The organism is Methanococcus maripaludis, from assembly GCF_002945325.1.
GTDB classification, from domain to species: Archaea; AGJL01; Methanococci; order Methanococcales; family Methanococcaceae; genus Methanococcus; species Methanococcus maripaludis.
On record NZ_CP026606.1, the window covers coordinates 389,319 to 403,341 of the forward strand.

13 protein-coding genes are annotated in these 14,023 nt (G+C 31.8%); 11 read left to right on the top strand and 2 right to left on the bottom strand.

The genetic code is table 11. The features are described 5' to 3' along the window. Nucleotides 1–399 precede the first annotated feature (399 nt). Nucleotides 400–1,044 carry a molybdenum cofactor guanylyltransferase gene (locus MMJJ_RS02045; protein WP_013999072.1) on the bottom strand — a complete coding sequence of 215 codons (645 nt, stop codon included), beginning with the start codon at nt 1,042–1,044 and terminating at the stop codon, nt 400–402. 110 nt (nt 1,045–1,154) lie between these two features. Between MMJJ_RS02045 and MMJJ_RS02050 the strand changes: the two genes are divergently transcribed. From MMJJ_RS02050 to MMJJ_RS02100, 11 genes are all read left to right on the top strand, one after another. Beyond that, nucleotides 1,155–1,841 carry a peptidylprolyl isomerase gene (locus tag MMJJ_RS02050; RefSeq protein WP_104837455.1) on the top strand — a complete coding sequence of 229 codons (687 nt, stop codon included), beginning with the start codon at nt 1,155–1,157 and terminating at the stop codon, nt 1,839–1,841. A gap of 132 nt (nt 1,842–1,973) precedes the next feature. Beyond that, complete coding sequence (gene moaA, locus MMJJ_RS02055; protein WP_104837456.1) at nt 1,974–2,867, top strand: GTP 3',8-cyclase MoaA; 894 nt, start codon at nt 1,974–1,976, stop codon at nt 2,865–2,867. A gap of 8 nt (nt 2,868–2,875) precedes the next feature. Beyond that, nucleotides 2,876–3,376, top strand: a complete 501-nt coding sequence (locus MMJJ_RS02060; RefSeq protein WP_104837457.1) for a cupin domain-containing protein — start codon at nt 2,876–2,878, stop codon at nt 3,374–3,376. Nucleotides 3,377–3,449: 73 nt separating this feature from the next. Further along, the gene (locus MMJJ_RS02065; RefSeq protein WP_104837458.1) at nt 3,450–5,036 is read left to right on the top strand and encodes an S-layer protein; all 1,587 of its coding nucleotides are present in this window, start codon (nt 3,450–3,452) and stop codon (nt 5,034–5,036) included. A 150-nt stretch (nt 5,037–5,186) separates the two neighbouring features. Then, entirely contained in the window at nt 5,187–5,765 is a 579-nt protein-coding gene (locus MMJJ_RS02070; protein WP_104837459.1) for a helix-turn-helix domain-containing protein, read from the top strand. A 22-nt stretch (nt 5,766–5,787) separates the two neighbouring features. Beyond that, the gene (locus MMJJ_RS02075) at nt 5,788–6,195 is read left to right on the top strand and encodes an acyl-CoA thioesterase (protein WP_104837460.1); all 408 of its coding nucleotides are present in this window, start codon (nt 5,788–5,790) and stop codon (nt 6,193–6,195) included. A 20-nt stretch (nt 6,196–6,215) separates the two neighbouring features. Beyond that, a complete protein-coding gene (locus tag MMJJ_RS02080) occupies nt 6,216–7,865 on the top strand; it encodes an AMP-binding protein (RefSeq protein ID WP_104837461.1) in 1,650 nt (549 codons plus the stop codon). A 41-nt stretch (nt 7,866–7,906) separates the two neighbouring features. Then, nucleotides 7,907–8,830, top strand: a complete 924-nt coding sequence (locus tag MMJJ_RS02085) for a hypothetical protein (RefSeq protein ID WP_104837462.1) — start codon at nt 7,907–7,909, stop codon at nt 8,828–8,830. A gap of 19 nt (nt 8,831–8,849) precedes the next feature. Beyond that, a complete protein-coding gene (gene mfnD / locus MMJJ_RS02090; protein ID WP_104837463.1) occupies nt 8,850–9,758 on the top strand; it encodes a tyramine--L-glutamate ligase in 909 nt (302 codons plus the stop codon). A 64-nt stretch (nt 9,759–9,822) separates the two neighbouring features. Beyond that, nucleotides 9,823–10,305, top strand: a complete 483-nt coding sequence (locus MMJJ_RS02095) for a DUF2124 family protein (RefSeq protein ID WP_104837464.1) — start codon at nt 9,823–9,825, stop codon at nt 10,303–10,305. Nucleotides 10,306–10,456: 151 nt separating this feature from the next. Continuing rightward, nucleotides 10,457–10,747 (top strand): hypothetical protein, encoded by a 291-nt coding sequence (locus MMJJ_RS02100; RefSeq protein WP_104837465.1) that lies wholly within the window; start codon nt 10,457–10,459, stop codon nt 10,745–10,747. A gap of 59 nt (nt 10,748–10,806) precedes the next feature. Here the strand turns inward: MMJJ_RS02100 and MMJJ_RS02105 are convergent, their stop codons facing one another. After that, nucleotides 10,807–13,959 (bottom strand): NosD domain-containing protein, encoded by a 3,153-nt coding sequence (locus MMJJ_RS02105; RefSeq protein ID WP_104837466.1) that lies wholly within the window; start codon nt 13,957–13,959, stop codon nt 10,807–10,809. Between the last annotated feature and the right edge of the window lie 64 nt (nt 13,960–14,023).

Consider the following 14,023-nt stretch of genomic DNA (forward strand, 5'->3'; position numbering starts at 1 on the left):
ATTAATTATTTACCCTTTTTTAAATTTTGAGGTATATGTAGTATTTTTTTTACATCTATTTTTAATTTAAAAATTTAATAAATGAGTTTTAATAAAAAAAAGTTTTTTTGGGGAGAATTTCTATTTTTAAATATATAGTTATTCAGGGGAATTTTTCTATAACTATGAATTTAAATTGTATTTTGTAAAGTGCTTTTCGTTGGTTTAAACTACACTTTCTATCGATCAGGGAATCCCCTTTTCGACATGTTACTCTTCTTTTTGGATCATATTTATCCTTTTCCCAAAATAAAGGTTAATAAGAGCTATTTATATTCTCAATGGTTATTTTTAAATATTAAAAAAATTATCCGAAACTACTAAGTTCTACATGAAATGAAAAATTATTAAAAAAATAAATTATCTGTCAAAACATGCGTTTTCGAGTTCTTTTAAAGTGTTTAAATTTATAAATATGTCACAAGTTTTGTCTATTTTGTCAACATCAACATAAAGAGGGTTTAATTCATCTATCAACCGTCTTATTGGAAATGATCTATTTTGTTCAAGCATTTCTTCGACAACCATTCCAAGTACATTTACTGAAGAAATATGGTAAAGTGAAAAAAGTGGCTCAATAAATCCGTTTTTATGTTTTGGAACGATACAGTCCTGACCATTTAATTCTGCTTCTTTTATAAATGAAAGCAAGTTTATTATTGACTCTTCGGTAATAAACGGCATGTCGCAGGGAACCAAAAAAACCCATTGAGATTTTGTATTCAACATTCCAGAAAGCATTCCAATTAACGGACCCATTCCAGGCACAAAATCCCAAGTAATAGTCTGATGATATTTTTTATAGTAATAGAGCTGTTTTTCAATTTCTTCTTCGGGTTTTTCCATAAATCGAGGGTTTTTAAACACCGTAACGAATGGAATTTCCATTTCAATTAACATGTCTGCAATATTTTCTATTAAATATTTGTTACCCGATTTTCTAAAGGATTTTTCGCCACCCATACGCTCTGCCTTTCCACCGGATAAAATAATTGCTGATATCATAATTGTCCCAATTTTAATTAGTGATTTTGACAAGATTTATATACTCTTTTATTTATACTTGTTGTGATAATCTTTGCGATTGGATGTATTGAAACAAATTTGGTGAAACAATGGAAAAAGGAAAACTCGTAAAAATTTCATACGAAGGATATGTCGATGAAAACTTGTTTGATACGACAAACGAAGAATTAGCTAAAGAAAAAGGAATTTTCAACCCAAACATGGTTTATGGCCCTGTTACAATTTCCGCTGGAGAAAAAATGTTAATCCCTGGACTCGACGGCGCTATTATGGAAATGAACGTTGGAGAAGAAAGAGAACTTGATTTAACAGCTGAAAATGCTTTTGGTAAAAGAGATCCTTCACAAGTAAAAATCGTTCCAATGAAAGAGTTTAAAAAACATAAAGTAAACCCAATCCCAGGAATGCCTGTAAATATCGACAACAAAATTGGAAAAGTTGTAAGTGCAAACGGTGGAAGAATATTAGTTGACTTCAACCACGAACTCGCAGGAAAAGACTTGAAATACAAATTAAAAATAGAAGAAGTTGTAGAAGCTCCTGAAGCTGTTGCTTTAGAAGTTGCAAAATTATTCATCCCAAGAATTTCAGAAGCAGATTTAAAAATAACCATTGACGGAGAAAATGTAACATTAGATCTCCCTGAAAACACAGCATTTATGCAAAACCTTCAAATGGTTAAAATGGGAATTTCAAACGAATTGATCAAAAGATTAGAAGCTAAAAAAGTTTCATTTATTGACAACTTCGTTAAAAAAGCAGAAAAAACAGAATAATTAAAATTAAATAATATCTTCTTTTTTTAAATTATTATCAGCGTCATTTCAAATAGTAACTTTTTTAAATTACGGTATCCATAGATAATGTAAACGTTGCCCCTTAACCACAATTAAAACTTCGTGATAACCATGGAAGACCGATACGGAAGACAGATACGCTCTTTTAGACTTTCAGTAACCCCTAAATGTAATTTAAAATGTTTTTACTGCCATAAAGAAGGTAGAAATGAAGAACACGGCAAATTAATGAGTGCCGATGAAATTGGAAAAATTGTAAATTCTTCATTAGAATTTGGAGTTAGAAAAATCAAAATTTCTGGTGGAGAACCGCTTTTAAGAACAGATTTGCCCGAAATTATATCTTATATCAAAAATGAACAGATAAAAGACATTTCATTAACTACAAATGGAATTCTACTTGAAAAATATGCGCAAAAATTAAAAGATGCAGGACTTGATAGAGTAAACGTGAGTTTAGATACTCTGGATCCTGAACAGTACAAAAAAATTACTGCTGGCGGAAATATCGAAAGCGTGAAAAAAGGAATAGAAAAAGCTATTGAAGTAGGTTTAACTCCATTAAAAGTTAATTTTTTAGCGATGGACTGTACGGTAAACCAACTTCCCTCAATTATGGATTACTGCAGAAAAGTTGGTGCAATACTCCAAATAATTGAATTTATTCCAATGGAAACTGAATTAAAACACCACCATGTAGATGTTGTTCCAATTGAAGAAGAATTTGCAAAAAATGCAGATAATGTATTTACAAGAAAGTTCATGCAGAACAGGAAAAAATATGTTATTGATGGATTAGAAGTTGAATTTGTTCGACCAATGGACAATACTGAATTTTGCAATCACTGTACAAGAATAAGGCTTACTTATGACGGTTATTTAAAACCCTGCCTTTTAAGAGATGATAATTTAGTAGATGTCGCAAATCCTGTTAGAAATGGAGAAGATATTAGAAAATATTTCATAAAATGTATAAACGAAAGGGAACCGTTTTGCAAACCTTAAGTGAAATAATGAAAAATGCAGAGTATTTTATTAAAAAACTCGATTTAGAAAAACACCCTGAAGGAGGGTACTTCCGACGAATCTACCAATCAGACGAAATGGTTAACAAAAGTAATCTACCTGAAAGGTATAATTCAGACCGGTTTTATTCTACTTCAATTTATTACCTTTTAAATGGAAACGATGTTTCAAAATTTCACCGCTTAAAATCTGATGAAATATGGCACTACTATTTTGGAAATTCAGTAATTATTCATATTATCGATAATTTCGGAAATTATAGCTTAAAAAAATTAGGGTCTAATCTTGAAAAAAATGAAAATTTTCAAGTAATCATTCCTAAAAATTCATATTTTGCAGCAGAAATTACTGAAAAAAACTCATTCGTAATCGTTGGATGCACGGTATCCCCAGGTTTTGATTTTGAAGATTTTGAACTTGCTTCAAAAAACGAATTACTAAAAAAATATCCAAAACACCACAAATTGATTGAAAAATTCTCTGATTAAGTTTAAGCCACAATAGTAGAGTATTTATCGACAGAACTAAAATATATTATTATGAAGCGAATGGGTGAAAGCTATGAAATCAATTCTAAAAAAAATAGGATGTATTTTAGTTGGAAGTACAGTATTATCTGCCTCCATCACGGCAGCTTACGCCTTGGAAAAATACGGAAATATCAATGATTTTATAGATGATGATTTAATAAAGAATGGAAACCCTGAAGTTTATATTGTAGTTGGTGAAAACGCAGCTGCACTTGATGTAACCTCTGCAAACAAAATTTCTGCAAAAATAGGAACGCTTACATACTCTGAAACGATTATCGAGGATGAATCTACAGTAGAATATCAAATTATTGGGGAATCTGAAAGTATTGATTTACTGGATGGAACTGATAAATTAGACAGCGCAGGTACTGAAAAATCATGGATTCTTGTTACTTCCGCAGATGATGACTATGCAGACCATTTTGATGATGACGAAGGAAACTCTTTTTCGTATTCTGGATTTTCAGAAGCAGATCAAACCAAATCGTTAGGAAATTTTGGATATTTACTTGAAGTCGGGGATATAGATCCGGAAAATCATTTTGAATCTGATGACGATGCTGCAGAAATAGTTTTTGTAAGAATTACCGATTCAAACAAAAATGCGGGTTCCCAAAACTATGATATTGGAAAAGACATGGTTTATGCATCAATAGTATATCCAAACCAGGTTTCTGCTTTTAAACTAACTAAAGATTTAAAAGAAGGTTACGAAATCCCATTTTTAGGTAAAAAATACCGCATCGTGCAAATTAATGAAGATGATAATATAATATACCTTGGAACGGCATCATATGACGGAACGCTTGAACAGGGCAATTATATAAGTTCCGGAGATTACCAAATCGTTTTGGGGGAAATTTTAGAAAGTGGAGATGAATACAGCGTTGAAATTTCGATATTGAGAAATGGAAACATAATTGAAGAACATACTGAAATTTTACGTTCAGATAAATCATTTTCAGTTATTGCAGGAGACCTTGGAGTTACAGTTCATGACGTATGGACAAATGCAGCTGCAGATACTGGCTACGCAGATATCACAATATGTAGATCGTTGACTGAATTAGAACTTGGAGAAGAGTACGTGAATAACTGGGAAGTACGAGCAGTTACCAACACGGGCGGAACTATCGACTTTTTAAAAACTTATGAAGATAATACCGTTGGAATTGCACTTGTATACGCTGGAAGCGATATTGAAGGAATAAATGACGGCGACAGAATCAAAATTGCAGATTATGTAAATTTGGTATTTGATGACGAAGATGATCTTGATAAAATGGTTGCTGAATTTAAAGCAGAAAGAACAGTAACAACAGGATCAACCGGCGGAACTGTGATTTCAAAATCTGGAGAAGTTCCAAAAATAATTATGGATGACGAAATTAAACTTGATGAAGCGGATAAAAATTTAATATTGATCGGCGGCCCCGTTGCAAACAAACTAACAAAAGAATTACAAAACGAAGGTAAAATTTATATCGACAATGAGAGCCCTGCAACAGCCTCATTAATTGAAGGTGCTGCAAATGGAAATAATGTCCTTGTAATTGCAGGTGGCGACAGATACAGTACGGAAAGTGCAGTATTATCTCTCATAAATCTTATTTAAAACATTTTTAATTTTTGCTGTTTTTAACTTTTTTAAATTATAAATTTTTTCCATTCAACGATAATTTTTTAAAACTTAAATCCATAATTATGATGAAAAGTATGGGGTGTAACACCCGTACTTCTTAAAAAATATTAAATAGGGGATAAAATAACTGAAAAAAACCACGTTGGCATTAAAATTAAACAGATGCGAGAAGGACAGAACATGTCCATCGAAGAACTTGCACAAGAGAGTAATAGTAGCGTAAAACTCATCGAAAACCTTGAAAATGGAGATTTAATTCCGTCATTAACCCCTCTTTTCAAAATTGCAAGAGCTCTTGGAGTTAGACTCGGTACATTTTTAGACGATGCTCCTCAGAACGGACCCGTATTAACCAGATCTGGAAGTTCAGATAGTATCGTCAGATTTTCAGGAAAATTAGATGGAACCAAAGATAGTAAATTAGATTTTTATGCACTTGCTGCTGAAAAACAAGATAGGCATATGGAACCATTCCTAATAGACGTTTATCCAATCGAATCTAATGAATACAAACTTTCTTCGCATGAAGGAGAAGAATTCATATATGTAATGGATGGAGAAATCGAAGTTATGTATGGTCAGGAAAAATACATGCTTAAAAAGGGCGACAGCATATACTATGATTCAATAGTTCCACATGACTTACATGCATTTGGAAAAGATGTTGCAAAAATTCTTGCAGTAATATACTCACCATTCTAATCTTTAAAAATCGTGATAAAAAATGTTTAAAACAACTGTAACCCCCCGATTTGGCGATGTTGATGGGTTAAAACATGTAAACAACATCGTGCCTGCAATTTGGTTTGAACAGGCTAGAAATCCATTATTTGAAATATTCGTACCAGATTTCGATTTAAGCTACGAAAAATGGAATTTAATTATGGTAAGAACAGAATTCGACTTCGTAGGACAGATGTACCTTGGAATGGATGTTGAAATTAGATCTTACATTTCAAAAATTGGAAACTCGTCATTTACAATGTACCAAGAAGCATGGCAGAATGGCAAATTGGCAGTAAAAGGAAAAGCGGTTGCTGTTCACTATGATTTTGTAAATCAAAAATCAGTCCCAATACCAGATTCCATCAAAGAAAAGTTAAAAGAACATTTCATCGAAGGAATCGATTAATTGTACGTGCGAGGTAAATTATGCTTTTTACAAATAATACTATCGGAGAATTCTTTGAAAAGCAAGCTCAAAAAGATCCAGACAGGGAATTTCTAGTATATCCTGATAGAAATCTCAGATTTACATACAAAGAATTCGACGAAAGAACAGATCTCCTTGCAAAAGGCCTCTTAGAAATAGGAATTAAAAAAGGAGATCATATCGGAATATGGGCGAGAAATGTTCCAGACTGGCTTACATTCATGTTTGCAACTGCAAAAATAGGCGTTGTTTTAGTAACAGTAAACACTGCATATAAAAGCCACGAGCTTGCATACGTTATGAAACAGTCTGATATGAAAGCCCTTGCAATTATTGATAGTTTTAGGGATGTAAATTACCTCGAGATACTCTATGAACTCGTTCCAGAATTAAAAACGAGTCAAAGAGGAAAATTAAATAGTGAAGAATTCCCATACCTAAAAAACGTAATCTACGTTGGGCAAGAAAAACACCGCGGAATGTACAATACAAATGAACTCATGCTTTTAGGAAAGTACGTTTCTGATGAAAAGCTGATTGAAGCTAAAAAAGGTCTGGATTCTGATGATGTAATAAATATGCAGTATACTTCTGGAACCACGGGTTTTCCAAAAGGTGTGATGCTTACACATAAAAATATACTAAATAACGGGTATTACATCGGCGAAAAACAGAAATTTACAGAAGAAGAGCGATTATGTTTACCAGTACCTCTTTTTCACTGTTTTGGAATAGTTTTGGGCGTACTTGCACTTTTAACTCATGGTGGAACTCTTGTAATGCTTGAAATATTTGATCCATTACTTGTACTTGCAGCAATACAAAAAGAAAAATGTACTGCAGTTTATGGAGTTCCTACAATGTTTATTGCTGAATTTTCACACCCAATGTTTGAAATGTTTGATCTTTCATCACTTAGAACGGGTATTATGGCTGGATCAACCTGCCCGATTGAAGCAATGAAAAAAGTAATGTCTGACATGTACATGCATGAAATTACTATTTCTTATGGCCTTACAGAAGCGTCACCAGTGTTTACAATGACCAGTGTTGACGATCCCTTTGAAAAACGGGTTGAATCAGTTGGAAAAGCAATGCCGCACTGTGAAGTAAAAATAATAGATCCTGAAACTGGAAAAACACTTGCTCCTGGAAACGTTGGAGAAATCTGCTGTAGGGGCTATAATGTAATGAAAGGATATTACAAAATGCCTGAAAAAACTGCTGAAGTCATTGAAAAAGATGGATGGCTTCACAGCGGAGATTTAGCGGTTGAAGACGAAGATGGATACTATAAAATCGTTGGAAGAATAAAAGACATGATTATTCGTGGTGGAGAAAATATATACCCTCGAGAAATTGAGGAATTTTTATATACCCTGCCTGGAATTAATGATGCACAAGTTGTTGGAATCCCTGATGAAAAATACGGTGAAATTGTTGGTGCATTTGTAATCCCTAAAGAAGGATACGAAATTAAAGAAGAAGATGTCAGGGACTTTGCACTTGAAAAAATTGCAAGATATAAAGTTCCAAAACACGTGTTCGTGGTAGAAGAATTCCCAATGACCGCGAGCGGCAAAATACAGAAGTTTAAATTAACTGAACTTGCAGTTGAACTCTTGAAAAAGGAAAAAGAAGACTTATAATTTATATCTTTTTTATTAATTTTAGATTTATGGTTAAGATTATGCAGTATGTCGATAAATCAAAAGAAGAATTTTTATCAGAAATTTACAGAATAGTTGCAAAAATAAGATTGGAACTTGAACTTACTACCTCAGAAATCACCATTTCAGACTTTGAATTTAAAATGGATTCAGAAAATAGTAAAAATTTAATTTTAATGATATATACACCCACGAGAACAGATAAATCGTTATTAATAGGGCCTGGCGGATGGGTCGTTGGAAAATTAAGGGAAAAATTGAACGGTTCTTTTAAAGAAAATTTAATTATTCGAGTAGAAAGTTATATCGATAGAAAAAAAGAACTCGACGCTATTGAAAACTCAATATCCCATTTAAGAGAAAAAGGTTTGGATATTTCGTCCAAAAAAGATGCTTTAGTAATTATACAATGTGAATATGATCTTTCATCGATTGATTTTATAAATGAATATTTTAACCCAATTTTCATAACTTTTGACCTTGGAACTGCACTATTGCCTCATAAAAATAGAAACAGAATTGAACGGGTTTTTAAAGATAAAAATCTAAAATATGAATTTTTAAGCCCTTATCAATTAAATGGTGAACAGATAACTGATGCAATATCAAAAAACCCCTGTGAAATCATATGCAATGATTTAATTTCTGAAATGGTTAATTATGCAAAAAATAAAAATATTGAAGTTGTACTATTCAATCATTTAAGCAGTGATTATGAATTTAGGAATGGTATTCACATACTAAATTTTTTAAAAATGTTTCCAATTAAGTTAAACTCGTTGATACACAAAGGTAGAAGTTTAGATTGTCCACTGTTGATACAATCATGTAAACGAAACAAAATAACGAAAACATTTAAAATAAAACAGATCGTTTCAGGTGTTTACAGCGGTCTTGTAGAACCTACTGAAGGTGCAGAAGAAATTATAAAATATTTGAAATAAATTTTAAAGAGTGAAAAACTTGAACAACAAAAAAATATTTCTCTTTGAATTTACGGTTGGAACAGGTCTCGTACCCGATGAACTCCTTGCTGAAGGTAAATTAATGTTTGATATTTTATTAAATCAATTTTTGGATGAGAAATATACTGTTAAAACAGTCCTGTGTGAAAAAATAGCTAAGAAATATCCAAAATACAATGAAATAAACAATTTAGAAATAATTGTATCTAACAATTACATAAATTCGTTTAAGGAAGGCCTAAATGATTCAGATTTTGCACTTGCAATTGCTCCAGAAGAAGACCTCATATTATACAATTTAACCGAATTAATCGAAGAAAGCGGTTGTTTAAATTTAGGTTGCGAAAAATCAGGCGTAAAAATTGCAGGAGACAAATTTCTAACATACGAAGCGATTAAAAATGCAGTAAATACTCCAAAAACATTTCCTGTTAAAAAATACGTTATCAAAAACAGGCTTGGATGCGACAGTACTCACGACACTTTTGATGAAAACTACATTGTTCAGGAATTTATTGAAGGCGAACCATATTCAGTCATTTTTATTGCAAAAAATAAAAAATTTTACCCGGTATGCATGAATAAGCAGTACATTGAAGAGAGATACTGCGGGGGAGAAATAAATATTGAACATACCTTAAAAGAAAAAGCAATTATTGAGTGCAAAAAAACCCTTAAAAAAATCGAAGGGATTAATGGATACGTTGGCGTAGATTTAATGATTAAGGGGGAAGAAATATCAATTCTAGAAGTAAATCCAAGAATTACAACCTCGATCTGCGGAATTAAATCAAAACCATCAATTGGAAAGCTTTTGATAGATAATGCGCTTGAAAAAGATATAAAATTTGAAGTGGAATCCTGTTTAAAATTTAAAAGAAATGATTTTGGATTTGAATTTTTATAAATTTTTTTAAATTCTAAAAATTTAACTATTTTAAAATACAGATATTTTTTTTGAGGGATAACTCATGAAAACAGTAAACTCTGGAAAATGTCTTTCATTTTTTGTTGGAGAATTTAAATTAGAAGTTGAGTCTAAAAAGGCTGAAAAAATAGTTTATCTTGGTTCAAGGGGAGTTTGTTTTTCAATGGCCCAACTTTTTGGATATTCAATTAGAGATACCGTAAAAAATCAGTACTTTATACCTGATGCTGAAATTGAAAATTCTGTAGAATATGAACTTACAGATATTGGATACCGGTTTTTTGGACTCGAAAATAAAAAAAATCTAGATAATCCGGATATTTTAGTAATACTGGGCGGAATTGCAACAAAGCATTCAAAAGCCACGATTGAAGAAATAACTGGATTAATTAAGAATTTGAATCCCAAAATGGTTATAGGCATAAGTATTTGCAACGTATTTGATAAATCCGGATGGTTAGGAAAAATTAACTTTGATAGCTTAATAGATGGAACTCTTGAACCCGTAGTGCTGCTGAAAAAATAAATAGGCTTTTTCAATATTTATCCCCGATATAACTGTTTTTAGGAAATTGCCCCGTTAAAATCGTTGTTTTTTTAAATATTCCCGTAATATGTATATATTATTTAAAAAAAAATAATTATATGTCAAAATTAAAATTATGCCGGGGTAAATTATGGGGGCACTATCAGAATATCTTGAATTAAAAAATGAATCATACCTTATAAGTGAAGAAGTTTCAAGAGTTTTAAAAGATCGAAAAAGAACCAACTCTGAAAAACGAGAAATTGTAGAGAAATTGCAAAAGAAATTAAGGTCGAAAAAACAGAAAATTAAGATCTTGCATGATCGAGTAGTTGAATACTACGTGTTTCCAGGAACGCTTATTATTTTAGCGTATTTAGCGTTTCAATTTTCAGAATACATTACGGAAACGCTGATTGAAATTTTAATGAAATTTATTTAAATTTTTTTTAAATTCAATTTAAAAATCAGAAAAAAAGAAATTTTATTTTTTTTAATAAGTTATTCAACAACTTTATGTCCATTTTCTGTCCATTCGACCATGATTGGTCCTTCTGGCAACTCATCCAAAGTTTTAAAGTATTCTAAAGCAGCTTGTGTTCCAAGTCTATCACTTCCTGCAATATATACAATTGTGTAGCTTTGAACAATTTTTCCAGTGTTGTCTTGAACTTTTAATACCTGAATTATTCCTTTATTTTCTCCAGGGTAGTCATTTGAAATTGGCATTTCAAACTGGTCGTTGTATTCTCTAGCAAAGCCGTTTGATAACGGTCCACCAACAATTACTGCATTTCCAGAAATTTTGTAACCGTTTGCATTTTGTATTTTTTCTCTTAATTCTTCAGCATATTGCTGATCGATTTCGTTTCCATATATAACAGATGCACTTGAAACGAAGTTTTTAATTACTTTTGATTCGATTTCATCTGAAATGTCTGAATCGTAGCTTCTTCCGCCACTGCCACCGGATGATCTTGATGTTGCAACGTAGTTTCCAATTTCGTTTCCATTCCACATGTCGATTAATGGGGCAGTATCATTTTCCAAATAATCGATATCATAATAATCTTCACCATAGGTTCTTTCATAGTCACATCCGTAAATGTAGTAAGTGTCCCCAATTCCGTTTCCATCCGTATCTGTTCCGCTGTAATCAGACCAGTAGTTTCCAAGGATGTTGCTGTAAGTATTTCCATTGTAATTATATTCAATTTCAAAAGGACTTACTAAACTGTTGTTTACAGTTGTGTTTGGCATTATTCCTGAAATATCTGTCGAATTTCCAGTGTGAATAAAGTTATTTAAGTAAATATTACATCCTGTGATATTATCTCCAATAATAATTGGGTAGTCGTCTGCATAAACCGTATTTTGGGTGATATTTGAATATCCTTCGCAGTAGTTGTCAAGCCATATTCCCACTTTACTTGCAAGAACGGTATTGTTAAATACTGTTGCATATGCATCTATTCCGTAATCATAGTCCCCATTAGGGTCAATTGCATAGTAGCTTGCATTTATCACAGTGTTTGAAGAAATTAACGTGTACTGTCCGCGGGTCCAGATATGATCTTGGACAATGTTTGAAGATATTGTGTTATAGCCCCCCCCTGCTGAGATATGATCTTGGACAATGTTTGAAGATATTGTGTTGTAATTTCCTTTTAGATATATCATATAATCTACATTATTGGATGAAATTGAATTATTATCCCCATAACTTTCAATACTATTATCGCCATGAGTTGATTCTGAACCTATAACGTTTGAAGAGATATTATTATTGTTTCCATAACTTGCTAGGGCATAATCTACGGCATTGGAATAAATTTTGGAGTCGTATCCCCAGTAAAGAATTAAATATGCAGTGTTATTAGAAATTGTATTATTCAATCCCCAAGGGAAATACCTATTAACATACATTGTGGATTTTACAATGTTTGAAGATATTGTGTTGTAATTACCGTTAATTTCGACATTGTATGCAGTATTTGAAGATACATTTGAATTTGAAGCTTTTATGTAAATACTGCTCAAAGTTATTACATTTTTAACAGTTACGTTTTCAAACATTTCAGTATTCGAATAAACTGCGTAACTTTCAGAATTAGTTATAAAATGGCCGTTTCCATCAAACGTCACATTGCTTGAATCGATTAAGATACTGCCGCCATTTGTTATATTTTCATCTAACACGTAAGTTCCAGGTTTTGTTATTACATATCCATTTTCACTATCAACATCATCCAAAGTTATGTGGATTATTCCATTTTCATCCACCATACTAAATGGTTTTGCAAGTGGATATGAATCGTTTACTGAATCTGTTATTATGTAAGGAATACTCCAGATTCCTTCATTAACGTTTGCGTTAGTTTCGTTGTAGTCGGACCAGTAGTTTCCAGCAATTGTACTGTAAGTTGTTCCATTGTAAGTGTATGAAACATTGAGAGGACTGTTTAATGTAATACTTTCATTTATACCCCTATTCCAACTACAATTTATAAAATTATTTAAATAAACGTAAGTTCCAGAACAGTTGTAATCAAAAGCCAGCGGTGCTAGAGATACATTTTCAAAAATATTCTTAAATATTCTTGAATTTGTAAAGTTTACCCCATATCCTGGCACAGCTATTCCTTCAAATTTATTTTTTGAAATAGTAATGTTGTCCACATCTAATGCAGAAATTCCGTAAACAAGACTACTTTCTGACACTTTGAAAGTATTTCCTGTAAATTCACAGTTTTCAGAATTGTAAATGGATACGTAATTCTCATAAATAATGTTCGGGTTTATTGTACAGTTCTCAACAAAAACTCCTGTTGAATCCGCAATACTAATCGCTATTGCTTTTTCATTAAAGTTTATATTTGAAATCTGGGCGTTTGTACAGTTTACAAGTATAACCTGTCCTGCATCGCTTGGAATTTCGCCAATATTTTCCATATTTTTATAAAAATAAAGTTTTTTACCATTTATAGTATTTCCAGAAAGTGTATTTGAATATATTGAAACGTAGTAACAATGAATTCCTGACGTTAACGCGTTATTTTCAACGGTTAAGTTGTATCCATCCATATTAATAGAATAATTCGAATTTATGACATTGTTAGCTACCAAACAGTTGTTTGCCCCAATAGAAATTCCCCAGTAATTTAATAAGTTTGTGATTGTATTTCCAGTTATTACAGAATTGTTTCCGTCAATTTCTATTCCATTGTAGCCTGCAGTGATTGTATTTCCCGAAATTGTGATATTTTCAGAATTTTCGTTAATACAAATTCCATCACCAATATTTGATGAGATTGTATTTGCAAAAATTGTAATATCTGCCCCCGTTATATTTATTGCAGAGGCATTTTCACCAGACGCATATAAATTAACATTTGTAATTGTGATATTTTTGTGACCTGATGCCTGTATTCCGTTATTTGATGTAACATTTAAAAAGTACCCCTGTCCATTCAGCGTTACATTGTCTGAATTGATTTCTATTCCACCTAAATTTGTAATATCTTCAGTTAAATTATATATTCCCGGCTCAGATATCATTTTTGCCGTATCGTAATTAGAATTATTTATATTGTAATCTATTGGAACGGTTTCTGCTGAAACAAAACCAATAAATGAAATTAGTATCGTTAACATTATGAGTTTTTTTAGGGTTGTTATAATGATCCCTCCGTTTAGCCATATATTTAAGTTATCCAAT

Bases quoted from the DNA above. Each gene is read 5' to 3' on its own strand.
- MMJJ_RS02105 (WP_104837466.1), bottom strand. From the start codon at position 13,959: ATGTTAACGATACTAATTTCATTTATTGGTTTTGTTTCAGCAGAAACC.
- MMJJ_RS02060 (WP_104837457.1), top strand. From the start codon at position 2,876: ATGAAAAATGCAGAGTATTTTATTAAAAAACTCGATTTAGAAAAACAC.
- MMJJ_RS02080 (WP_104837461.1), top strand. From the start codon at position 6,216: ATGCTTTTTACAAATAATACTATCGGAGAATTCTTTGAAAAGCAAGCT.
- MMJJ_RS02100 (WP_104837465.1), top strand. From the start codon at position 10,457: ATGGGGGCACTATCAGAATATCTTGAATTAAAAAATGAATCATACCTT.
- MMJJ_RS02065 (WP_104837458.1), top strand. From the start codon at position 3,450: ATGAAATCAATTCTAAAAAAAATAGGATGTATTTTAGTTGGAAGTACA.
- moaA (WP_104837456.1), top strand. From the start codon at position 1,974: ATGGAAGACCGATACGGAAGACAGATACGCTCTTTTAGACTTTCAGTA.
- MMJJ_RS02045 (WP_013999072.1), bottom strand. From the start codon at position 1,044: ATGATATCAGCAATTATTTTATCCGGTGGAAAGGCAGAGCGTATGGGT.
- MMJJ_RS02095 (WP_104837464.1), top strand. From the start codon at position 9,823: ATGAAAACAGTAAACTCTGGAAAATGTCTTTCATTTTTTGTTGGAGAA.
- MMJJ_RS02075 (WP_104837460.1), top strand. From the start codon at position 5,788: ATGTTTAAAACAACTGTAACCCCCCGATTTGGCGATGTTGATGGGTTA.
- MMJJ_RS02050 (WP_104837455.1), top strand. From the start codon at position 1,155: ATGGAAAAAGGAAAACTCGTAAAAATTTCATACGAAGGATATGTCGAT.
- MMJJ_RS02085 (WP_104837462.1), top strand. From the start codon at position 7,907: ATGCAGTATGTCGATAAATCAAAAGAAGAATTTTTATCAGAAATTTAC.